General features: G+C 64.0%; 20 protein-coding genes. 10 read left to right on the top strand and 10 right to left on the bottom strand.

What is annotated here, in order from left to right:
- Nucleotides 1–92: 92 nt before the first annotated feature.
- Nucleotides 93–302, bottom strand: coding sequence for a recombinase family protein (locus tag O6W96_RS04235; RefSeq protein WP_353468401.1), 210 nt, complete (start codon nucleotides 300–302; stop codon nucleotides 93–95).
- Nucleotides 303–662: 360 nt separating this feature from the next.
- Here O6W96_RS04235 and O6W96_RS04240 point away from each other — a divergent pair, with 360 nt between their 5' ends.
- Entirely contained in the window at nucleotides 663–2,753 is a 2,091-nt protein-coding gene (locus O6W96_RS04240; RefSeq protein ID WP_353468402.1) for an epoxide hydrolase family protein, read from the top strand.
- Nucleotides 2,754–2,805: 52 nt separating this feature from the next.
- On the opposite strand, the gene O6W96_RS04245 is transcribed toward O6W96_RS04240, so the two are convergent.
- From O6W96_RS04245 to O6W96_RS04280, 8 genes are all read right to left on the bottom strand, one after another.
- Nucleotides 2,806–3,516 carry an SDR family NAD(P)-dependent oxidoreductase gene (locus O6W96_RS04245; protein WP_353468403.1) on the bottom strand — a complete coding sequence of 237 codons (711 nt, stop codon included), beginning with the start codon at nucleotides 3,514–3,516 and terminating at the stop codon, nucleotides 2,806–2,808.
- A 96-nt stretch (nucleotides 3,517–3,612) separates the two neighbouring features.
- A complete protein-coding gene (locus O6W96_RS04250) occupies nucleotides 3,613–4,374 on the bottom strand; it encodes an SDR family NAD(P)-dependent oxidoreductase (protein ID WP_353468404.1) in 762 nt (253 codons plus the stop codon).
- Nucleotides 4,374–4,943, bottom strand: coding sequence for a type 1 glutamine amidotransferase domain-containing protein (locus O6W96_RS04255; protein WP_353468405.1), 570 nt, complete (start codon nucleotides 4,941–4,943; stop codon nucleotides 4,374–4,376). The genes O6W96_RS04250 and O6W96_RS04255 overlap by 1 nt, the downstream gene beginning before the upstream one ends.
- 37 nt (nucleotides 4,944–4,980) lie before the next feature.
- Complete coding sequence (locus O6W96_RS04260; protein ID WP_353468406.1) at nucleotides 4,981–6,066, bottom strand: catalase family protein; 1,086 nt, start codon at nucleotides 6,064–6,066, stop codon at nucleotides 4,981–4,983.
- Between the two features lie 76 nt (nucleotides 6,067–6,142).
- Entirely contained in the window at nucleotides 6,143–7,234 is a 1,092-nt protein-coding gene (locus O6W96_RS04265; protein ID WP_353468407.1) for a catalase family protein, read from the bottom strand.
- A 69-nt stretch (nucleotides 7,235–7,303) separates the two neighbouring features.
- Nucleotides 7,304–7,765 (bottom strand): hypothetical protein, encoded by a 462-nt coding sequence (locus tag O6W96_RS04270; RefSeq protein WP_353468408.1) that lies wholly within the window; start codon nucleotides 7,763–7,765, stop codon nucleotides 7,304–7,306.
- The gene (locus O6W96_RS04275) at nucleotides 7,762–8,370 is read right to left on the bottom strand and encodes a carboxymuconolactone decarboxylase family protein (RefSeq protein ID WP_353468409.1); all 609 of its coding nucleotides are present in this window, start codon (nucleotides 8,368–8,370) and stop codon (nucleotides 7,762–7,764) included. Before O6W96_RS04275 ends, O6W96_RS04270 begins: the two co-directional genes overlap by 4 nt.
- A gap of 87 nt (nucleotides 8,371–8,457) precedes the next feature.
- Nucleotides 8,458–9,579 (bottom strand): alpha/beta hydrolase, encoded by a 1,122-nt coding sequence (locus tag O6W96_RS04280; RefSeq protein WP_353468410.1) that lies wholly within the window; start codon nucleotides 9,577–9,579, stop codon nucleotides 8,458–8,460.
- Nucleotides 9,580–9,673: 94 nt separating this feature from the next.
- Here O6W96_RS04280 and O6W96_RS04285 point away from each other — a divergent pair, with 94 nt between their 5' ends.
- Both O6W96_RS04285 and O6W96_RS04290 read left to right on the top strand, forming a co-directional pair.
- Complete coding sequence (locus O6W96_RS04285; RefSeq protein ID WP_353468411.1) at nucleotides 9,674–10,492, top strand: Crp/Fnr family transcriptional regulator; 819 nt, start codon at nucleotides 9,674–9,676, stop codon at nucleotides 10,490–10,492.
- A gap of 227 nt (nucleotides 10,493–10,719) precedes the next feature.
- Complete coding sequence (locus O6W96_RS04290; protein WP_353468412.1) at nucleotides 10,720–13,446, top strand: TonB-dependent receptor plug domain-containing protein; 2,727 nt, start codon at nucleotides 10,720–10,722, stop codon at nucleotides 13,444–13,446.
- Between the two features lie 397 nt (nucleotides 13,447–13,843).
- Here O6W96_RS04290 and O6W96_RS04295 read toward each other — a convergent pair whose 3' ends face one another.
- Nucleotides 13,844–14,773: a LysR family transcriptional regulator gene (locus O6W96_RS04295; protein WP_353468413.1), complete on the bottom strand. Its 930-nt coding sequence runs from the start codon at nucleotides 14,771–14,773 to the stop codon at nucleotides 13,844–13,846.
- 222 nt (nucleotides 14,774–14,995) lie between these two features.
- Between O6W96_RS04295 and O6W96_RS04300 the strand changes: the two genes are divergently transcribed.
- From O6W96_RS04300 to O6W96_RS04330, 7 genes are all read left to right on the top strand, one after another.
- Complete coding sequence (locus tag O6W96_RS04300; protein WP_353468414.1) at nucleotides 14,996–15,859, top strand: alpha/beta fold hydrolase; 864 nt, start codon at nucleotides 14,996–14,998, stop codon at nucleotides 15,857–15,859.
- A 289-nt stretch (nucleotides 15,860–16,148) separates the two neighbouring features.
- The gene (locus O6W96_RS04305; protein WP_353468415.1) at nucleotides 16,149–17,006 is read left to right on the top strand and encodes an oxygenase MpaB family protein; all 858 of its coding nucleotides are present in this window, start codon (nucleotides 16,149–16,151) and stop codon (nucleotides 17,004–17,006) included.
- Nucleotides 17,007–17,244: 238 nt separating this feature from the next.
- On the top strand, nucleotides 17,245–17,730 hold the full coding sequence (locus tag O6W96_RS04310) for a DUF4142 domain-containing protein (RefSeq protein WP_353468416.1): 486 nt from the start codon (nucleotides 17,245–17,247) through the stop codon (nucleotides 17,728–17,730).
- Between the two features lie 94 nt (nucleotides 17,731–17,824).
- On the top strand, nucleotides 17,825–18,403 hold the full coding sequence (locus tag O6W96_RS04315) for an SRPBCC family protein (protein ID WP_353468417.1): 579 nt from the start codon (nucleotides 17,825–17,827) through the stop codon (nucleotides 18,401–18,403).
- Entirely contained in the window at nucleotides 18,403–19,581 is a 1,179-nt protein-coding gene (locus O6W96_RS04320) for a zinc-dependent alcohol dehydrogenase (RefSeq protein ID WP_353468418.1), read from the top strand. The genes O6W96_RS04315 and O6W96_RS04320 overlap by 1 nt, the downstream gene beginning before the upstream one ends.
- Nucleotides 19,582–19,595: 14 nt before the next feature.
- Nucleotides 19,596–20,381, top strand: a complete 786-nt coding sequence (locus O6W96_RS04325; RefSeq protein WP_353468419.1) for an SDR family NAD(P)-dependent oxidoreductase — start codon at nucleotides 19,596–19,598, stop codon at nucleotides 20,379–20,381.
- An 89-nt stretch (nucleotides 20,382–20,470) separates the two neighbouring features.
- Entirely contained in the window at nucleotides 20,471–21,652 is a 1,182-nt protein-coding gene (locus O6W96_RS04330) for a glycosyltransferase family 4 protein (protein WP_353468420.1), read from the top strand.
- Nucleotide 21,653 lies beyond the last annotated feature (1 nt).

Here is a 21,653-nt window from a genome sequence, read left to right on the forward strand (position 1 = left end):
CTCTCCTGGAATGCTTCGCGTAAGACGACCACTAACGGTTAAATTACCACTTCCCGAAACCGAACGTCCGTTCATCATCTGGACGGCCGGGTTCACATGATTGCGCAGCGGCCATTCATCGAGCGCAGCAGCCGATCACGAGCGCCGAAGTGGTGCAGAATGTGAATGACAAGCTTGCCAGCAGTACCGACCGTATCGATTCCCACCATAAACGAGCGAAGTCCAAGACCACGATCGGTCAAACTGACGGCAAATTCGACCAGCCCCGTCATCGTTCGACCGAGGCGATCAAGCTTCCACACGATCAACAGGTCGCCAGCGCGCGCGAGACAGAGCTTTCTCCCAAATCGGCACGGTTCTCCTTCGCTCTGCTTGTTTTGTCTGAAAGAGTTGGCTCGCCGCCGGCGTATGCAACGTTTCGAGCTGGAGTGTGAGGTCCTGTTCCGGGGGGCGAGACCCGCGCATGGCATTTTCGACTTTATGTCACGAGTGCGCCCCTGTTCTGCACAACCCACTTCCACACGTTCAAACCGCCGTACCTGTTTCCCAAAAGCCGCCGTTCGTTCATCTCGCTTCGAAGCGCCTTTCGGCGACGTTCGCGCGTTCGACGTTATGCTTTCAATCGGGGACGTAAGATTGCCCCCCTTCGGCAGGATCGACACATGGCAGAACCCTTTATCATAGCGGTACCCGACGACCGGCTCGCCGCCATCCGCGCCAAGGTCGAGGCGTTCGACTGGAGCATTATGCCCGACGCGGGGGGGTGGCAGTCAGGCGTCGGCCTCGCCGATCTCAAGCGGCTCGTCGACTATTGGCTCATGCGCTTCGATTGGCGCGCGCAGGAGCGTCGGCTCAATATGCTGCCGCAGTTTACGACCAACGTGCAGGGGCAGCGCCTCCATTTCATTCATGCGCGCGGCGATGGCTCACGTCCCCCGCTGCTTCTGCTGCACGGCTGGCCAGGGTCGTTCATCGAATTCGAGGCGCTGGTCGCGCCGCTCGTCGCCGACGGTCACGACGTCATCGTTCCGTCGCTGCCCGGCTACGCATTTTCGGGCCGCCCCGTGTCTCCGATCGGACCGAAGCAGACCGCAGAACTCATGCACGGCCTGATGGTCGAGCTGTTCGGCACGCGACGCTATCTCGTGCAGGGCGGCGACTGGGGTGCCGCAATCGGTGGTTGGATGGCGCACGCGCATCCCGATGCGATCGCCGGACTCCATCTGAACATGGTGTTGCTCCAGGCCAAGGATGCGGTGCCGAAAAAGCCCGACGAGGTTGCTTGGGCCGCGAAACGCGCCAAGCTCGCCAAGGAAGAAACCGGCTATTCGCAGGAACAGGGCACGCGCCCACAGACGCTCGGCGTAGCGATGTCGGACAGCCCGGTCGGCGTCGCGGCGTGGATCCTGGAGAAGTTCGGCGCATGGGCCGACGTGCCGCGCGACGCGCACGGCCGCCCCGACCTGTGGCAGGCGTTCGACGAAGACCTGCTCCTCACCAACATCATGCTGTATCTGGTCGAGGGATCGTTCGTGACGTCGACCTGGATGTACCGTGGCCGAGTGCTGGAGGAGTCGGGCACTTTCGCCGCGGGAGCGCGGATTACCGTACCGACCGGGGTCGCGGTATTCCCCGACCCGGTCTTCCCGCCGCCGCCGCGCTCGCAGGCGCAGAAGACCTACGACATCGTCCAGTGGACCGAGATGCCAGCGGGCGGCCACTTCGCCGCGCTGGAGCAACCCGAGTTGCTGCTCGCGGACATGCGCCGCTTTTTCGCGTCCAGATCGGTTTTCGATGACGCCCCAAAACGCTCGATCGCACTTCGCTCGGCTGGGATCATCGCTGCGACGCTGGCAGCGGCTGCGGTCTATACTCGGGTGGCGATCAAGCGCATCGAGCAGGACGTCCCCGCGGACGGCCGTTTCATCGACGTCGCGGGTGCACGGATCCACTATGTCGATCGCGGTGAAGGACCGCCGATCGTCCTGATCCACGGGCTGGGCGCGCAACTGCGCAACTTCTCCTACGGCGTCGCCGATGCGCTGGCCGACAAGTACCATGTCATCCTGGTTGACCGGCCCGGCTCGGGCTATTCGGTGCCGACCGGTGAACAGCCCGGTATCCTGGGCCAGTCGGCGATCATCGCAGGGTTCATCGACAAGCTCGCGCTCGACCGCCCGCCGCTGCTCGTCGGTCATTCGCTGGCGGGTGCGGTCGCCCTCGGCGTGGCCACGCACCACCCTGATTCGGTCGCCGGCCTCGCGCTGCTGGCGCCGATGACGCAGCCGCCTGGATCGATGCCCGCCTCGGTGGCAAACGCGATCGAAGGCAGCCCGCGCGCGCGCTCGATATTCGCCAATCTGCTCGGCACGCCGATCAGCCGTGCGGCGTATGGCCTGCGCTGGGGCAAGATCTTCGCGCCCGATGCTGTCCCGACCGATTTCGCCACGCGCGGCGGCGGTGGGCTCGGCGATCGCCCGGTTTCGGTTAACGCCGCGCTGGTCGAACTGGCCAGCGCAGACGTCGACCTTGCCGCGATCGTCAGCCGCTATCCTGAACTGACGATTCCGGTCGCGCTGCTATACGGCCGTGACGACCAGGTGATCGCCCTCTCAATCGATGGCGACCGGGCAGTAGCCGCAATTCCAGGCGCGACGCTGGAGATGACCGACGGAGGCCATATGCTCCCGGTCGCACACCCCCAGGCCAGCGCTGCGTTCGTCGGCAAGTGCGCCGAACACGTCTTGCGGTAGCATCAAGGGTGCAGGGACGGCGGACAGGTAGAGTGGGCGCGTGCCCTACCCTTCAGTGTCCGGCGACCTGCCCACCGTCGACGTGGAGTATTTCGCCGGTCACGAAACTGGCATCCTCGAGATACAGCACCGCGCCGACCACGTCCGCGACCGTGCCCATCCGACCGAGCGGGTGAAACGCTCCGAGCCCGGCGCGCGTCTCGGGGGGATGCATCGGCGTTTCGGTGATGCCGGGCGACACCGCGTTGGCGCGGACGCCGCGGGCGGCATATTCGATCGCCAAGCTGCGCGTCGCCGCAGCGAGCCCGCCCTTCGTCAGCGAAGCCAGCACCGACGGAAATTCGACATTGGCGTGATCCGCCAACGTCGTGACGATCTGCAGGATATGGCCACTGCCCTGCTCGACCATCAGCGGCAGCGCCGCCTGCGTCATGTGGAAGAAGCCATCGAGGTTCGTCTGCGTGATCTGGCGGTACTGCTCAGGCGAGTAATCGGTAAAGCGCTCACCGATGAAGACGCCGGCATTGTTGACGAGCGTGTCGACACGCCCGAACCGGTCGCGCGCGGCCATGACGGCGCGCCTCGCGGTCTCGGGATCTGCGACGTCCCCCGCAACGCTGATCCAATCGTCAGCCTGCGAAGGTACGATCGATCGCGACACGCCGACGACGCGCCAGCCGCGTGCGCGATACGCGTCTGCGATCCCCTCACCCAAGCCTTGCGAAGCACCGGTGACGATAGCGACCTTGGGCGCGTCAGACATCGACGGCGCCGATCTGCGCGCGGAGGGTCACGGGGGTCGTCATTGCCGAATGCACTCCGAAAAGGACCGAAAGCGCGTTCCTGCGCTCTCGCGATGTCAGGACAGCGGGGGTTGGCCGTTGGACGCGGTCAGTCCGCCGTCGACGGGCAGGTTGACGCCCGTCACGAAGCGCGCGTCATCGCTTGCCAGGAACGCGATCGCACCGGCGATGTCGGCGGGTTCGGCGCCCCGTCCGATCGGGATCCGCTCCTCGAACTTGGCGATCAGGTCGGGCTGTTCCTTCATCCCCGCAGTCAGCGCGGTATAGGTCAGCGACGGGTTGACCGCGTTGACGCGTACACCGTTCCTAGCCTCGTCCATCGCCAGCGCGCGCGTGAAATTGCTCACCGCACCCTTGGCCGCGCAATAGAAGCTGTGGTTCCAGTCGCCGCCGAGCCCCGACACCGACGACACGTTGATGATGCAGCCCTTCGACGCGCGCAGATGTGCGATCGCCGCGCGGCTCATATGGACGACGCCGTACAGGTCCGTCTCGATCACCTTGGTGAAGGCGGAGAAATCGCCCTCGTCCAGCTTGCCGAGATGGTCGACGCCAGCGTCGTTGACGAGCACGTCGATCCGACCGAAGCGATCGATCGCCGCCTCGACCAGCGCCTCGCACGCGGCACGGTCGGTGACGTCGGTTTCCCGCGTCTCGACGGTGCCGCCCAGTTCGCTCGCCAACTTGTCAAGCGCGCCGGTGTCGATGTCACCCAGCACCAGCGTCGCGCCTTCCTCGGCGAAACGCCGCGCGGCGCCTTCACCGATGCCCGAGGCGGCACCGGTGATCACGACGACCTTGTCAGCAAAGCGCGCCATCATGCGTTCTCCGCCTGCGCCTCGTGCTTGCCCTCGCAGAATTCCTCGACGAGCTTCGCGCAGAATGCGGGTAGATCGTTTGGGTCGCGGCTGGTGACGAGGCCCTGGTCGACGACCACTTCCTGATCGACCCAGGTCCCGCCCGCGTTTCGGATGTCCGTGGCGAGCGTCGGGTACGAGGTGAGCGTACGACCGCGTACCTGATCGGCCTCGATCAAGGTCCATGGCGCATGGCAGATCGCCGCGACCGGCTTCCCGGCGGCGAAGAAATCGCGGACGAACGCCACGACCTCGTCCGACGACCGCAGCGTATCCGCGCCGACGCACCCGCCCGGGATCACCAGGCCATCGAAGTCGGACGCCGACACGTCGCCGATCGCCTTGTCGACGGCGAACGTCTTGCCGGGGTCGAGGTCGTTGTTGACCGTCTGCGCGTCGCCCGTCTTCAGGCTGATGACGGTTACTGCACCGCCCGCCTGTTCGACGGCGGACTTGGGCTGCGCGAACTCGGGCTCCTCGGTGCCGCGCGGTGAGAGGAGAATTGCGATTTTCTTGCCTTGGAGCTTCATGATCGTCCTTTCGAGATCTGACTAGGTGTGAGCGGCCTCAGGCCGGGATATCGGCGATGGCCGCGGTGTTGGCGGCAGCGATGCCGGTCTCGCGGTGGCGGAAATCGCTGAGCGCGCGGTACACCTGCATGCGCGCGCGCATCACGCCGCCCAGCGGCCGATGCGCCTCCAGGGCGTGCGCCGGCCGGAACGTCATGACCTCGTCGAAATAGCGGACGCGATCCGGGCCATAGGCGGCTTGCCGCGGCAGGCGGATCGTCGCGATCGTGCGGTATTCGCTGACCCGCGTCGGCCAGTCGACCGACGTATCTTCGATCGGCTGCGTCTCGGCATCGGCCCAGAGTTGCGCGCGCAGTTCGAACACCGCGTCGTTGCCGTCGAAATACGCGATCGCGGCGTGACGGAAGCCATCCTCATCCTGATGCGGATCGAGCCGCCAATCGTCGAGCGCGCGTTGCTCAGGCGCGACCGGAAACACGCCGAGTTTCGCGACATGATCGCCGTAGCGGATCGGGCACTGGCTGAAATAGGTCTCGACGAGCGGATGGCTGAACGGGTGGCCGTAAAAGTCCAGCGTCGGGCTCGGTTCGGCACCCACTGCGTTGAGGACCTTGTTAATGTTGCGCGCCATCGATGCGGCAGCGCTTTTGACGCCTTCGGGCATCGGCACGGTCATGCCGATCTTCTTCGCCTGGGCGAGAAACCCCGCAGCGGTGCCGGCCGGGAACGTCGTGCCGCTCGCCAGTACGAAGTCCTGCGTCGGTGCATCATGACCGGGCAGCTTGGCGCCTTCGACACCAAAGACCTTGATCGCCATGCCACGGTGCGTCGACACCCTGTCTCCGAGCTTCTCGCCCGGCCCCTGTGCAAAGCGAACCGCGACGTCGAACGCCCCCGGGTTCGCGAACAGTCCTTGCGCCAGTTCGGGCGGTAAATCTGCGGTGACGACCATCGTGCCGATGACGCAAGCCGTACTCTTGGCATGACTGGCGCGCACCGCATGGCCGTCGCGCTTTTCGACCGTCTGGCTCTCCTGCGTCATCCCCTTGATGATGCCGTCGATACTCTCCTGCTCGCCGGGCTCAGGTGTCTCGATGTCGTCGCGATAGGGTAGATAGGGCATGGGAAGCTCCTGTTGGATCAGGATGTTAACACCCGAATGCCCTGCGGCGTTTCGGTACGGTTCCGTGCAGACCCGATCAGTCGAGCGGGGGAAGCGACCGCGGCTCGTGCATCGGGCAGCCGTTCAACTGGCTGCGCAATTCCTGAATGACCGGGTAGACCGCGCGGCGTGCGCGCATGACCGACCCGAGCGGGCGGTGTGCCTCGACGCCATGCCACGGGCGAAATGCGGTCTGTTCGTTGAGCACGGTCACGCGCTCCTCGGACCAGCTCTCCTGCGGCTTTACCGTGATGGTCGCGACCGGGATGTAGGGATTGCCCTGCTCCGGCCACGGCGTCGCGGCATCCTCGATCGGGTTCTCCTCGAGGTCACGGCAGAGCTGCGCGCGGAGAGTCCAGGCACCGCCCTCGTTCGCAAAGATCGCCATGAGTTCCTCGCGGATCGAGTCGGGGCTCTTGCTCTCGTCGAGCTTCTGGTCGGTCAGCGCGCGAAAGTTGGGCGATTCCGGCACGACGTCGAACTTGGCGATATAGTCGCCGAAGCGGAGTGGCGCCTGCGTGCCATAGCGATCGCCGATCGGATTGGTGTCCGGATAACCGCCAAAGCCCTTCAGCAGCGCGCTCTCGCCGCCGACCGCTTCGAGCGCCTGCTCGATCGGTCGAAGCACCTTCGACAGCGCCGCCTTCGCCCACTCCGCGCGATTGGTGGTCGCAGCGAGCAGCTTGGTGTTGCGCAGGAACCCGACCGGCGTCGGGTTCGAGAAGGCGACCCCGGACGCCATCAGGAAGTCTTGCGTCACCTCGTCCTCGGCACCCGGCAGCCGATCGCCATCGACGCCGATGATCTTGATCGAGAAGCCGCGCGGCAGCGACACGCTGTCGCGGATCGGATCGCCGGGGATCGCCGACATCCGGATGATGACCGGGTAGCGACGCCCGCGCTCGAAAATGCCCTGCGCCTGCTCGTCTGCAAGGTCGTCGTGGACCACCATCTCGCCTTCGAGCAACGCATGGCTCTTGGCATGGACGCCGCGCTGCGCGTGGCCGAGGTCCTCGTGCGTCTTCTCGACAATGTAGCTGAACGTCTTGTTGAGACCGTCGATCGTTTCCTGCTCGTCGGGACCGATCGTCTCGACGTCGGGGCTGTAGCGGATCGGGGTCTTCAACATGGGAAATCCTTGTGGTTCAGCGCAGTAACGCGCGGTTCGCGCTTTGGGGGCGTCGGTATTCCGGAACGGTCAGGCGTTGGCCGCTGCCTTCGCGCCGGCCGCAGTCGCGACGCCGAAAACGAGGTGGACCATCGTGTGCGTCCCGATCGTTGCCGCGTCCGCCTGCCATTCGGGCTTCTTGAGCCCCAGCAATGGCCCGGTGATCCAGTGCATCGCCGCATAGAACGCCAGGCCGAACACGATCCCCGACGGCAGCACGCCCGCATCTTCGTCGACGGTCGCCGCATAGACTGCGCCGGCCGCCGCGGAGAGCAGGAGGTGGCTGCCCTGCACGACGACCTGTTCGGTCGCATCCGGCAGGTCGCTTAACGGTACGGAGCGGACGCCGAGTTGCCGCGCACCGGCCCGTTCTAGATCGGTGAGCTCGGACGGCGTCCCGCTCTTCTTCTCGCCCGCCATCATCATCGCGGTGATGCCAAGCCCGGCCACCAACCCGCCAGCGATCGCGCCGGCCATCCGCTTGCCGTTCATGCGCGCGCTCCCTCTTCCTTTGGATCGTCGGGCAAGCCCTCCTCGCGGCCCGGGACCGACATGTCGTAGGCATTGAGCAGCAGCGACACGAGGCAATAGCCGCCGACCAGATAGACCAGCTCCGCGGTCCGATCCTCGCCGAACGCGCGCACGGCACGGTTATAGGTCGAGGCCGGCAGCTGCCGTCCTCCCGCCAACGTGACCGCGACGTCGTAGGCAGCCTGTTCCTCTTCGGTCAGGTCGGCGGGACGCTGGCCGGCGGCGATCGTCGCGACCTTCTCGGGGGAAAGACCCGCCGCCTCGCCGACCCGCTCGTGCGCGTAAAGTTCGTAGCGCGAGTTGAAGACCGCGCCGGTCGCGAGGATCGCGACCTCGTGCGCCGCTTTGGGCAGCGTCGCGTTGTCGATCAACGCCTTGGTATACGTCCAGGCGGCGCGACCGAACGCGGGAAAGCGTAGCATCGGCGCGAACGGCCCGACCAACGCACCATCCGCCCGATGCGAGACGAAGCCCTTGAGATGCTCGGTGATGTAAGCGTCCATCTCGTCGTGGAGCGGACGCAGATCCGCTGGCATGTCCGCGGGCGGATAAGGTGGGGTACGCATCGCTTGCTCTCCATTGTCAGGCCGCGCCGGCCGGATGCCGGTCACGCGTTGATCGACGGGGCGGCACCGGCCACCCCGTCGAACCGATCAGCGGCGGGGCGCCCCAGCGAACGCTGCCTTCAGGCGTGCGACCGCCAGCTCGTTGGCGTCCTTCGCACCGCGAACGACCTTCGCCATGCCGAAGAACTCATGCGTCACGCCCGGAAACGTCTTCTGCTCGACCTTCACGCCGGCGGTCCGCATCGCGGCGGCCAGAGTCTCGCCGTCCGAGCGCAGCGGATCGATCTGCGCGTTGATGATCGTCGTGGGCGGCAGGCCGCGCAGATTGGCGGCGACCAGGTTCAGACGCGGGTCCTGCGCATCGGCGGCGCTGGTCTGGTAATAATAGCCGAACCACTTCAGCATCGCTGCATTCAGCGGCTTTGCATTCGCTGAATCCTTGCGCGACGGCAGCGTCATGCTGCTGTTGGCGATCGGATAGACCGAGACGATGTAGCGCGGCACGGTCAGGCGATTGTCGCGTGCATAGATCGCGGTCGCGACTGCAAGGTTCCCGCCCGCGCTTTCACCGGCGACTGCGATCTTTGCAGGATCGCCGCCCCAGCTGGCCGCGTTCTGCAACGTCCAGCGATACGCCGATGCGGCGTCGTCATGCTGCGCCGGGAACTTGAACTCGGGCGCGTGGCGGTATTCGACCGACACGACGATCGCGTTCAGCGCCTTGGCCATCGCACGCGGTGCCGAATCATACGTGTTTACGTCCGCGATCACCCAGCCACCGCCGTGATAATAGACGACGACCGGCATCGGTTTGCCATTCGCGGGCGCTGCGGCGGGCTTGTAGATGCGCGCGAACTGCTGGGCGTCCGAGCCATAGGGCACGTCCTGCGTCGTTACCGAAGCGTCGGGCGCGGTCGACATGCCCTGCTGGGCAATCGCTGCCTTGGCGCCGTCGGCGGCCGAAGGCTGCATCCGCGCCTCGGCCGGGGTCAGCGTCTCGATCGGCTTGCCACCGAGACCCGCCAGCGCGTCGAGCACCTTCTGCATGTCGGGCGCCGCCTTGGGGGGCTGCGTCGCGCTTGCCGGCGGGGCGGCGGGTGGCGGGGCGCTTGGCGAACGCGCCGATTGCGCGAGTACGCCTGCCGATGCGGTCAGCAGCGCCGCCGCGAAAAGGCTGCGCGCGACCGGGCGCTTCGAGATGGAAACCATATTGTCCTCCTGTTTGATCGCTCATGAACAAAGCAGGATGGCCAACGTTGCTGTACGGAACCGTGCAAAGTCCTGAGGTTAGAAGGAGAATTGGGTGTCGACGATCGTTTCCATTACCGGCGCAACGCCGTGCGCCGCGGTCGATCGCGATGACGCCCCTGTCGAAAGAATGGTCGGCAATAGGCTGCTCGCCAGCCTCTCCCCGGAAGATTTCGGCTTGCTGGCGCCGCATCTCGAGCCGGTATCGTTCGCGGTCGGGGATTTTATCACGCGAGCCGGCGATCCGATCGAAAGCATCTGTTTTCTGGAACAGGGTATTGCCGGAGTGCTGGATTCGCTCGACGATGATCGTCGCTACGCGGTCGGTCTGGTCGGCGCCGAGGGGTTCATCGGCTGGCCGCTGGTGATGGGCGACGATCGCTCGCCCTATGACGTCACCATGCGCGCCGAGCGCGGCGAGGCGCTGCGCATGCCCGCCAAGGCGTTGCTGGCAGCGGTGGACCAAAGCCCTACGCTGCACCTGACACTGCTCCGCTTCGCCCACGTATTCATGCTGCAGATGGGCCGGACCGTCGTGTCATCCCTCGCGCATTCGATCGAGCGCCGCATGGCCCGGTGGATCCTGCTGTACCACGACCGTGTCCAGGCCGACGAGATCTGCATGACGCACGAAGAGTTTCGCTTGATGCTCGGCGTTCGCCGCAGCAGCGTTACGGACGCACTCCACCGGCTGGAGGAGGAGCACGCGATCCGGGCCGTCCGGGCAAAGGTTCTGGTCCACGATCGGACGAAGCTCATGGCCTTGGCGGGCGATACATATGGCCAACCAGAGCAGGATTATGTCCGCCTACTGGAGATGGACCGAAACGCTGACGATCCGAGCAACCCGGCTGAATTCACCAAAGTGCGCTAAAATTGCAACATTGTTGCATATGCGTGAATGTCGAGGAATTTTCTGATTGCTAGAACGCGTCCATTGTGGCCGTTTGTTGCACGATGACGATGCAGTGAAATGACACCGTCACGATATTCGCAGGGCTGATCAAAAAGCGTTTCGATACGTCGAACACAATCGACGATCGAAAACGGGAACATCTGGAGAAGACTTCTGAAGAGCTAGGTTTTTCAAGGGGCTTTAGGATGATCAGATATACCACCTCGACCGTTGCATTGGCGGTTGCGTTACTATCGTGCCCCGCCGCGTTCGCAGCCGAACGGGATACCATACAGGACACCACTACAGATTCTGCTCAGGATACGACGCCACAAGCTATTGCACCCGCAGAGGCCGAACCAACGAGCGAAATCCTTGTACTCGGCACGCGCCGTACCGATCGTACGCTCGCCAACTCTCCCTCGCCCGTCGACATCATCAGTTCGGCCGATCTGACGACGCAACCTGCTGCCAACATGATCGATGCGCTCAAGAACATCGTTCCGTCCTTCTACGCGGGTCAAAACTCGATTTCGGATGCGTCGACCTTCGTGCGCTCGCCCTCGCTTCGCGGCTTGTCCGGCGATCAGGTCCTCGTGATGTTAAACGGCAAGCGCTACAACCGGTCGGCACTGGTGCAGGTCTATGGCGGTAGTGATACCGGTCTCGGCCGCGGTGCGCAGGGCCCCGACATCTCCGCAATCCCGTCGCTCGCAATCGGCAACCTGCAGGTGCTGCGCGAAGGCGCAACCGCCCAGTACGGCTCCGACGCGATCGCCGGCGTGCTCAACTACGGTCTTCGCGAGGATCAGGGTATCGAACTGGTCGGTCGTGCCGGCCAATATTATGCCGGGGACGGGGAAAGCTATCAGATCGCCGGGAATGCCGGCCTAAAGGGCGATTGGGGCTTCATCAACGCCACCGGCGAATATGTCGACGAAGGACAGACCAGCCGCGGTCGCACCCGCCCATCGGCTGCGAACTTCGCGCAGAACTTTCCGGCGCTCGCATCGCAGCTACCCAACTATCCCGGTCCGGTGCAGATCTGGGGCAACTCCCCCTCGCACGGCTTCAAGTCGGTGCTGAATGCCGCGATCAACGTCACCGCCGACAGCAAGCTCTATTTCTTCGGCAACTTCGCGCAGAGCAAGGGCAACCAGAGCTTCAACTACCGCGCCCCGGTCAGCAGCACTGCGGTCGATTCGAACGGCGTAGTCCGTAATCAGGGCGCCAACGGCGCGTTCAACAACACGTTCTTCCTTACCCCCTGCCCTGCCGGTAGCGTGACCTGCAAGGCTGGTGGCTTCGTGCGGGACGGGAACACCTTCAAGTTCGGCACGCTCTATCCTGCCGGCTTCACGCCGCGCTTCGTCGGCAAGTCGCAGGAACTGTACGGCGTACTCGGCTACAAGGGCACTAGTGGCGATTTCAGCTATGACCTGTCGGGCACGCTGGCGCGCAACAAGCTGTCGTTGTCGATGTATGACTCGGCCAACTTCTCCTACGGACCGGCGACACAGACGAGCTTCGATTTCGGCGACCTGATCCAGAAGGAAGTGAACTTCAACGCCGACTTCACCTATGCCGCCGATCTCGGCCTCGCCGCGCCGCTCACCATCTCGGCCGGTGGCGAATTCCGCAAGGAAACCTACGAACAGACCGCGGGTGATCTGCAATCCTATGCCGCCGGTCCCTACGCCGTCGCACAGCGGCTCTACGACCAGACCGCACCGGGCGTGTATACGCTCTTCACGCCCCCCAGCCCCAATACCACGCTGGGTGCGCCGCAGGGCGTCGGCGCCAGCGGCTATGCCGGCACCAGCCCGGCCACCGCAGGCAAGTTCGACCAGAAGGCCTATGCCGTCTATGCCGGACTCGAAACCGATCTTACCGACGCGTTGACGGTCGGCGCCGCGGGACGATACGAGCATTACAACACGTTCGGCAGCGCCTGGGTCGGCAAGGTCAACGCGCTCTACAAGCTCGTCGAGGGGCTCTCGGTCCGCGGAAGCTTCGGCACCGGCTTTCATGCGCCGTCACCGGGCCAGTCGAACGTCTCGATCGTCACGACCTCGTTCAACAACGGCAACGCGTTCCAGGCCGGCACCTATCCGGTCAACAGCGCGCCGGCGCAATATTATGGCGCCGAACCTCTGACGCCCGAAAAGTCGACCAACTACGGTCTGGGCGTCATTCTCGAACCAGTTCGCGGCATGACGGTCACGGTCGACGGCTATCAGATCGATCTGCGCAATCGCATCGGCCTGACATCGCCGTTCATCGTCAACGCAGCAGCGATCGCGGCGCAACCTGCGCTGCAAGCCGTTGGGGTCGACGGCCAGGTGCAGTATTTCACCAACGGCTTCAAAACACGCACCCGTGGCATCGACGTGGTCGGCACGTATCGCGCGAAGGTCAGCGAGGCACTGCTCAACTTCTCGTTGGCGTATAATTACAACGACACCAAACTGCGCTCCTTCGACCAGCGGGTCATCGGGCTGGCGCAACGGATCGATGCCGAGAATTTGGCACCGAAACATCGCATCGTTGCGAACGCGAATTGGTCGCTGGACAATCTAAGCTTCAACGTCCGTGAAAACTACTACAGTTCGTGGACCAGCGCACAGGATTACGGCGTAACCGAAACCAAGGCGGCAACCCCTACGACCCCGGCCGAGGGCTACGCCAATCAACGCTTCGGCGGAAAGTTTACCACCGATATCGAGCTGAGCTACACCTTCAGGTACTTCACCCTGTCCGTTGGTGCTCAGAACTTTACCGACGAGCACCCGGATAGGCTGTCGCCCACTTCGACGGTGCAAATCTATCCGCTCACCGGTGGCACGTCGGATGGCCAGGTCTATGCGCGTAACGGCGGTCCGTTTGGCTTCAACGGAGGCTTCTACTACACCCGTCTCTGCGTGAAAATCTAAAGAGGTGGTGGGGGCGCGTCTGCGCTCCCACACATCGTACTGCGCGATGTCGCATTCGGACTGGATCCACTGCTCAGGCCTTCAGTACAAATGTTCATCGGCGCGGCGAGGAACTTACGGCTAAGGTACCGACCTAGCTATTTAATTGTTGCTACTGCGACACCGGCCGCCTGACGACAGAGGCTTGGCGCCTATTCAGCGGAACCGCGTCTCGCGCGCCGCGTGTCTACGCGATAGTCGACTTCGTCCAACGACATATTGCCTACGGGTACTGCTACGCTCGCGCTACACGGACCTCTTGCGAGGCTTATGAGGAACTGGTTGGCGCCTGTCGCGGCTTCGCCCATCTCGCAGCCGCCTTGTGCGACGCCAGATGGCTCGCCGCGTGAGCGTGACGCTATTGGGATAATTCCTCCAGCAGCGACGCGATCCGGCTTAGCTCCCCCCGCAATGCGGGCACGGCATGATCGATAAAGGCGCGAACCGGCGCGCGCATGCCACGGTCGGGATGAAAGACGAGATGCGCTGGCGCCGGCGGCGGTTCGAACGATGCGAGAACCTGTACGAGGCGACCAGCTGCCAGGTCGTCCGCGACCTGATACGCCCGCGTTCGCACAAGCCCGCCCCCACGCCGGGCGGCGTCGATAGCGGCGCCCACGTCGTTTAGGCTGAGCCGCGTCGGTACGCGCACGGATCGTACCCGCGCGCCCGTATCCCTTGCGCCGAACCGCCAGAGTTCACCGTCGCCCTCTGCGTTCAGCCCGATACAGTCGTGACGTCCGAGGTCCTGCGGATCGGCAGGCGCGCCGGCGCGCGTGAGATAGTCGGGCGAAGCGCAGACGAGGATCCGTACCTCTCCCAACCGGATCGCCGTCAGCGTCGAATCCGTCAGCGGTGCCAGCCGAACGGCCACGTCCACGCCCTCGCCGACCATATCAACCAGCCGGTTGACCAGTAGCACGCGCGCCGACACCAACGGATAGGCGCGAAGAAAGGGTTCGAGGACGGGCATCAGCTTCAGTCGGCCGAAGAGTTCGGGTGCGGTCACCACGATGCTACCGCGAAGCTGGCCGGCCGATCCTGAGGGCGCGATCGCACCAAGTTGCGTCAGCACGTCGCGCCAGGTTGCCAGGTGCCGTTCCCCGGCGGGCGTCAGGCTCAACCGGCGCGTCGATCGCAGCAACAGCGTTTCGCCGGCGTTGCCTTCGAGCAGGGCCACAGCGCGCGTGATGGTGGCGGGAGATCGGCCATGATGCCGGGCCGCAGCCGCAAGCGATCCTTCGTCTACCGCCGTTACGAACAGCGCCATCGCCTCCAACCGATCCATCGTTTCTCTTTCTGCAATCCAGCCAACCGAAATGCGACTATTCTACCCGGTATTGGCAAGGCTTATCTCCCGGCTTCCGAGAAGGAAGACATCATGCACGCCGGATTATCCCTTTCATCGCGCCGCGGCGTTCTAACCGGCTTGGCAGCTGGATCCGCCGCGTTAGCCATGCCGGGTATGGCCAAGGCGAACCGCACGCAAACTCCATTGAAGGACAAGGCAATGACAGTTCGATACCGCACGCAACGCATAGGCGGAGTCGACATCTTCTACCGCGAGGCCGGGCAGGTTGACGCGCCCGTCCTCCTGCTGCTCCACGGCTTCCCGACGTCGAGCCACATGTTTCGCGATCTGCTCCCCGAACTGGCAAACAGCTACCGCGTTATCGCGCCCGACTTGCCCGGTTTCGGCCAGACGAAGGCTCCGCCGCGCGGCCACTTCGATTACACCTTCGATGCGCTCGCCGAGGTCATCGGTGGTTTTGTCGACGCGCTCGGCCTGAGCCGTTACGCGCTCTACATCTTCGACTATGGGGCACCGGTCGGCTTGCGCCTGGCGATGCGCCACCCCGAGCGCGTATCCGCGATCGTCTCACAGAACGGCAACGCCTATGTCGAAGGCTTCAGCGACCAATGGGGTCCGTGGGAAGCCTATTGGCGAGAGCCAAGTGCCAGGAACCGCAACGCCTGCCGTCCTTCGCTTGCGCCGGACACGATCAAGACTTGGCAATATGGCACCGGCGCGGACCCGAGCCTCCTGTCGCCCGACGGCTACGAGCTCGACATCGCCTATATGGCACGGCCCGGCGCCGAGGACATCCAGCTCGACCTGATCCTCGACTATCGCAGTAACGTCGCGCTCTACCCGGCCTTCCAAGCGTATTTCCGCGAGTACCGCCCGCCGCTGCTTGCCGTTTGGGGGCGCCACGATCCGGCGTTCGTACCTGCGGGCGCACTGGCCTATCGGCGGGATCTTCCCGATGCCGAGGTCCACCTGCTCGACGCTGGGCATTTTGCGCTGGAGACGCACCACGCTGAAATCGCGACGCTGATGCACGACTTTCTCGGACGACGCATGTCGGCCTGAGGTGCGAGAGTGGCGATGTCAGTCAACGATACGCCACTCCCGCCTATGATCGAAGAGCGCACGCAGCTTGGACGACCGACCGACGAGGAGAAAACACCGTGGGTTGAGGTCACTGCGACGAAGGATCGAGCCCGCGGATCCAATCCGTCGATCTCGGCTCTCGAGTCCAGCAGCGAGGGATCGACTGGGACCTTGGCGTCGACGATGACGGATGGTCGTTCGCCCACACCCGGGCATATCGGTGACCTATCCGCCGTTGCTAAATACGGGCTCGGGCGTTCGTGACGGCATGAACGACAAGCTGCTCTCGATCCGCGACCAGACCAAAATCGGCATCGTTCGACAGGTTCGGGCGCTGTTCAATGATCAGGCACGCGGCGAGGAGCCAGTACAGCGAAGTGAAGATGCACTTTTTCCGCCCGATTCGATGATCTGGCGGGTGCATGGCGACGTCGTCAGTATGATGGTGGGCGGCGTGTCCGCGCTGCTGCTCCAGATGCTGCATCCTGCAGTCCTAGCGGGGGTTTGGGACCATTCGAACTTCCGAACCGATATGCTCGGCAGGCTACGGCGCACTGCCCGATTCATTGCCGCCACCACGTATGGAGAGCGCACCGAGGCCGAGACAGCGATAAGGCGGGTCCGCGCGGTCCATGCGCATATCGGCGGCGCGCTTCCCGACGGTACGCCCTACCGGGCCGACGACCCAGCTTTATTGGCATGGGTTCACGTATCCGAGGCATGGTCCTTTCTGGCTGCCTGGCAGCAATATGGGGACCGGTCACTCACGCTTGCGCAGGAGGATCGTTACTATGCCGAGTTTGCGAACATAGGCTCGGCATTAGGTGCCGACGCGCTCCCGCGGAACCGCGCGGACACAAATCAGGCGCTCCGTACGATGCAGCCGGCGCTAATGGCGGACGGTCGCACGCACGAGGTCGCGCGGCTGGTGCTCGATCAGACACCGAGCAATCCCTTGGCAATACCGCTTCAACGGATCGCTATGCAGGCGGCGGTGGACCTTCTTCCGGACTGGGCACGTCGGATGCATGGTCTGAATGCTTCGCCATTACTCATGAAACCCGCCGTCCGGTCCGGCACGCGACAAATGGCGAAAACGTTGCGCTGGGCCTTCGACAGTAACTGAACCAGACGATTCACGCGGCAAAGTCCCGAGGAGTCTAGCAGATTCGCGCGGACAGTCGGTCCCACACCTCGACGCGGCCCGGATGATCGGATCACGATATTCGCACGGTGTATCTGTCGAGTGATCAAATGAATTGATCCAGATTGAGATAATCCAGATGGCTGGAACATTGCTCGCTCATGCCTGTTCGACGTGTAGCTGTGGGTCGTATGCGCCGCAGCATTCCTAGGAGAATGTCATGACGAAGCTTCTTACGCTCGCATCGATGATCGCACTGCCCGCCGTCGCGGCCGTAGCGCAGGCACCGATGGGCGCAGCGACCTATGTAATGAAGGCGGGTGCCGGCGATCAGTATGAAATCCAGTCCAGCCGTTTGCTGCTCACATCGACCAAGAACGCCAAACTGCGGTCGTTCGCAACGATGATGGTGTCCGATCACACCAAATCGACCGCGGATGTGAAGGCTGCGGCGATGCGCGCTGGGCTGCACCCGGCGCCGCCAAAGCTCGACGCTATGGGTACGAAGAATGTCGCGGCCTTGCGCGCGACCACCGGGACCGCACGCGACCATTTGTACGTCGAACAGCAGAAGGCCGCGCATCAGCGCGCGCTGACGCTTCACCACAGCTACGCGCAGTCCGGAACAGCGGCGCCGCTCAAAACGGTCGCGGCCTCGATTGCGCCGGTCGTGCAGAGCCACATCAGCGAACTTTCCGCGATGTGAACACTGCGTAATGGCCGGCGCCTGCACTCGCACGCCGGCCAGCGTCGCGACGGGACGAGACGCGGCGCTGCTCGCAAACGACAGGAGGTCCGATATGCATGATACAAAGCCACACAGCGACGATGCGCCGCCATCGACGTGGAAAAAGGGCGATGCCCTTGCAGAGTCGGGTATCCCCGACGGCAAGGGTGGCTCGATCGTCGCGCGGGCCGTCACGATCAACCGGCCGGTCGGTGAAGTATTCGCGTATTTCCGCGACTTCGCCAACTTGCCAACTTTTATGGAAAATCTCGAACGGATCGACATTCTGGACGACACGCGGTCGCACTGGGTCGTGAAGGCGCCCGCCGGCAAGACGGTCGAGTGGGACGCGGTCGTCACCGAAGAGACATCCGACCGCCTCATCGCCTGGGCATCCGAGCCCGGCGCGGACGTCGCGAATAGCGGCCGGGTCGAGTTTCGCGATGCCGGCGCGCGCGGCACGGTCGTCACCGCAACGATCACCTATGATCCACCCGCGGGCATCGTCGGCAAGCTGATCGCCAAGATGTTCCAGCGCGAGCCCGCGATCCAGGCACGGCGCGACCTGCGCCGTTTCAAGCAACTAATGGAAACCGGCGAGATCGCGACCGCGGCGATGAACCGCAAGCAACGCGAAGAGGAGATGGCCTGATGCGCGCTCTGGCATGGCACGGTAAGCACGACGTCCGCGTCGACACCGTCGACGACCCCGAAATCCTCAATCCACGCGATTGCATCATCAAGGTAACCGCGACCGCGATCTGTGGCTCCGACCTGCATTTGTACGACGGCTATATCCCGACGATGCAGGCCGGCGACATCCTCGGCCACGAGTTCATGGGCGAAGTCGTCGAGGTCGGCGCGAAGTCGACGCTGAAGAAAGGGCAGAAGGTCGTCGTCCCGTTCACGATCGCGTGCGGCAGCTGCTACCACTGCGGCAAGCACCAGTATTCGGCGTGCGACAACGGCCTTCCCGCCGACAACCAGGACATCGCGCAGGAACTCTACGGCCAGCCGATGTCGGGCCTGTTCGGCTATAGCCACATGACTGGCGGTTATGCGGGCGGCCAAGCGGAATATGTCCGCGTGCCGTTCAGCGACGTCGGTCCGATCGTCATTCCCGACGGCGTTGAGGACGAAAAGGTCCTGTTCCTCTCCGACATCCTGCCGACCGGCTGGATGGCGGCGGAGAACGCGCAGATCGAACCGGGCGATACGGTCGCGGTGTGGGGCTGCGGTCCGGTGGGCTTGTTCGCGGTGCAGTCGGCATTCCTGATGGGTGCCGAACGCGTCATCGCGATCGACCATTTTCCGCACCGCCTCGAACTCGCCAAGAAGTTCGGCGCGGAGACGATCAACTTCGAGCAGTCGGCGGTCTACGAGGCGCTGATGGTGATGACCGGCGGGATCGGTCCCGATGCGGTGATCGACAGCGTCGGGCTGGAGGCACACGGCTTCTTCGTCGACAACGTGCTCGACCAGATCAAGGCGTCGACCTTCCTCGGCACCGACCGAGCGCATTCGATCCGCCAGGCGATCATCGCCTGCCGCAAGGGCGGACGCGTGTCGATGCCGGCGGTCTATGGCGGGTTCATCGACAAGTTCCCGCTCGGCGCCTTCATGGAGAAGGGGCTGACGCTCAAGACCGGCCAGACGCATGTCCAGCATTACATGCCCGCGCTGCTCAACGCGATTATGGAGGGCAAGATCGACACGACCTTCCTGATCTCGCACCGGATGGACCTGGAGGACGCCCCCAAGGGCTACGACATGTTCAAGAACAACCAGAACGAAGTGACCAAGGTCGTGCTCAAGCCCGGCCTCAATTGAGAGGATCTGACAACATGGCCGATAAATTCGCAATCATCACCGGCGCCTCGACGGGCATCGGTTTCGAACTCGCCACGCTCGCGGCAAAGGACGGCTACGACATCCTCGTCGTCGCCAACGAAGCGCTGATCCAGTCCGCCGCCGCCGACTTCAAGCAGTTCGGCACCGACGTCGCCGCGGTCGAGGCGGACCTTTCGACGATCGAGGGCGTGGATGCGTTGCTCGCTGCCACCAACGGGCGGAAAGTCGACGTTCTCTGCGCCAATGCCGGTCACGGTCTCGGCCACGGCTTCCTCGACCAGAAGGTCGACGACTGGCGGTTGGTGGTCGACACGAACATCACCGGCACGCTGTACCTGATCCAGAAGGTGTTGCCGGCGATGGTCGCGCGCAACGACGGCAAGGTGCTCGTGACCGGGTCTGTCGCGGGTTACATCCCCGGCGCGTTCCAGGCGGTCTACAACGGCTCGAAGGCGTTTATCGACAGCTTTACCGAGGCACTGCGCAACGAGATCAAGGACGCGGACGGCGTGACGCTGACCACGCTGATGCCTGGGCCGGTCGATACCGAATTCTTCGACCGTGCCGACATGAACGACACGTCGGTCGGCACCGACCCGAACAAGCGGGACCCCGCTGACGTCGCCAAGGACGGCTGGGATGCGCTGATGAGCGGCAAGGCATCGGTCTTTTCGGGCTTCATGACGAAGGTCCAGGGCGTGCTCGCCAACGTCATCCCGGGGTCGGTACTCGCCGAACAGCACCGGAAGATGGCTGAACCCGGCAGCGCGAAGGACTGATCGGCGGCTCGTCAGACGGTCTTGCAATGCGCGGTGGTGCCCAGCCCTCGATAGGACTGGGCACCACGTCGATGAGGGGGAAATTACAGATGGCGGCAGCGTTGACGGCTCGGCGATCGGTCGTCGTCATCAGCGACTGGGTCGATGGTCGGCATCCCGAGCAAGACCGCCCGTCATCCTCCCTGCTGCCAGCACACGCAATCGATCCGGCCAGCCAGCCATGGACCGGCGATCTTGCACCCGCGGACGTGGCGGGCGGATATCTCGAGCGGCTACCCCTCGCGTTGATCGCCGACGGCATCGTCGATCAGGCCGAGATCTGGCATCATTGGCGCGGCGAGGACGAGCCCCCATTTCGTAGGGACAACGCGGTTCTGGCGCGCCGCGCATTCCGGATCGACGACGAGCATGCCCCCTTTGCCTCATCGCAGATGAATGCGTTTGTCGAAACGTTCGGCGCGCCGCATATCCTCGTCGTGTTCGGCTTGGGTGTCGCGCCCGAATTGCTGGCGCTATGTGCGAACAGCATTATCCTCTACAATTCGATCGACGCGCCCTCTTTGCGCGTGCCGCCCGAAGTCAGCGAGCAATTCGATCTCGTCATCACCGGCGCGCAGTGGCAGTCGGACGAAGTCGAGGCGCGCCACCCCGGTATGCGCACCGCGATCATGCCGGTCGGTCCCGAGTTCGCGGCGGTCGACCAGTTCCGTGCGCTCGGCACGCCCAAGGACGTCGACCTGATCTACGTCGCCGCCGCGCAGCCGTACAAGCGCCACGACATCCTGTTCGATGCTCTCGCGCAACTCCCGCGCGACGTCCGCGCGCTCTGCGTGTTCGGCTATGGCGAGGATGCCGACGCACTCCGCCAACGCGCGCAAGAGCAGAACCTCTCGATCGAGTTCGTCGGGCCACCAGGCGTACCGATCGAAGAGGTCAACCGCCTGATGAACCGCGCCAGGTTCGGCGTCGTCTGCGGTATCGACGACGGCGCGCCCGCGATCCTGACCGAATACATGCTCGCCGGCCTGCCCGTACTCGCCAACGCGGCACTACGCTGCGGATTGCAGTTCATCCTGCCCGAGACCGGCATGACGGCTTCGACGAACGGGTTTGCCGATGCAATTCTTACAATGCGCGAAACCTACGCCGAATTCCGACCCCGCGACGCCGTATTGGCGCGTTGGAATTGGCAGCATAGCGTTGTGCGTTTGGGTGCGATTATCCAGCAAATACATGATGCAAAGCAATTACATTTGCATAGTCAGGTCTGAG

It is taken from the genome of Sphingomonas faeni, from assembly GCF_040407495.1.
Classification (GTDB): domain Bacteria; phylum Pseudomonadota; class Alphaproteobacteria; order Sphingomonadales; family Sphingomonadaceae; genus Sphingomonas; species Sphingomonas faeni_D.

Coding starts and splice junctions, on each gene's coding strand:
- O6W96_RS04240 (WP_353468402.1), top strand. CDS start 663: ATGGCAGAACCCTTTATCATAGCGGTACCCGACGACCGGCTCGCCGCC.
- O6W96_RS04245 (WP_353468403.1), bottom strand. CDS start 3,516: ATGTCTGACGCGCCCAAGGTCGCTATCGTCACCGGTGCTTCGCAAGGC.
- O6W96_RS04250 (WP_353468404.1), bottom strand. CDS start 4,374: ATGGCGCGCTTTGCTGACAAGGTCGTCGTGATCACCGGTGCCGCCTCG.
- O6W96_RS04255 (WP_353468405.1), bottom strand. CDS start 4,943: ATGAAGCTCCAAGGCAAGAAAATCGCAATTCTCCTCTCACCGCGCGGC.
- O6W96_RS04260 (WP_353468406.1), bottom strand. CDS start 6,066: ATGCCCTATCTACCCTATCGCGACGACATCGAGACACCTGAGCCCGGC.
- O6W96_RS04265 (WP_353468407.1), bottom strand. CDS start 7,234: ATGTTGAAGACCCCGATCCGCTACAGCCCCGACGTCGAGACGATCGGT.
- O6W96_RS04270 (WP_353468408.1), bottom strand. CDS start 7,765: ATGAACGGCAAGCGGATGGCCGGCGCGATCGCTGGCGGGTTGGTGGCC.
- O6W96_RS04275 (WP_353468409.1), bottom strand. CDS start 8,370: ATGCGTACCCCACCTTATCCGCCCGCGGACATGCCAGCGGATCTGCGT.
- O6W96_RS04280 (WP_353468410.1), bottom strand. CDS start 9,579: ATGGTTTCCATCTCGAAGCGCCCGGTCGCGCGCAGCCTTTTCGCGGCG.
- O6W96_RS04290 (WP_353468412.1), top strand. CDS start 10,720: ATGATCAGATATACCACCTCGACCGTTGCATTGGCGGTTGCGTTACTA.
- O6W96_RS04295 (WP_353468413.1), bottom strand. CDS start 14,773: ATGGATCGGTTGGAGGCGATGGCGCTGTTCGTAACGGCGGTAGACGAA.
- O6W96_RS04300 (WP_353468414.1), top strand. CDS start 14,996: ATGACAGTTCGATACCGCACGCAACGCATAGGCGGAGTCGACATCTTC.
- O6W96_RS04305 (WP_353468415.1), top strand. CDS start 16,149: ATGAACGACAAGCTGCTCTCGATCCGCGACCAGACCAAAATCGGCATC.
- O6W96_RS04310 (WP_353468416.1), top strand. CDS start 17,245: ATGACGAAGCTTCTTACGCTCGCATCGATGATCGCACTGCCCGCCGTC.
- O6W96_RS04315 (WP_353468417.1), top strand. CDS start 17,825: ATGCATGATACAAAGCCACACAGCGACGATGCGCCGCCATCGACGTGG.
- O6W96_RS04320 (WP_353468418.1), top strand. CDS start 18,403: ATGCGCGCTCTGGCATGGCACGGTAAGCACGACGTCCGCGTCGACACC.
- O6W96_RS04325 (WP_353468419.1), top strand. CDS start 19,596: ATGGCCGATAAATTCGCAATCATCACCGGCGCCTCGACGGGCATCGGT.
- O6W96_RS04330 (WP_353468420.1), top strand. CDS start 20,471: ATGGCGGCAGCGTTGACGGCTCGGCGATCGGTCGTCGTCATCAGCGAC.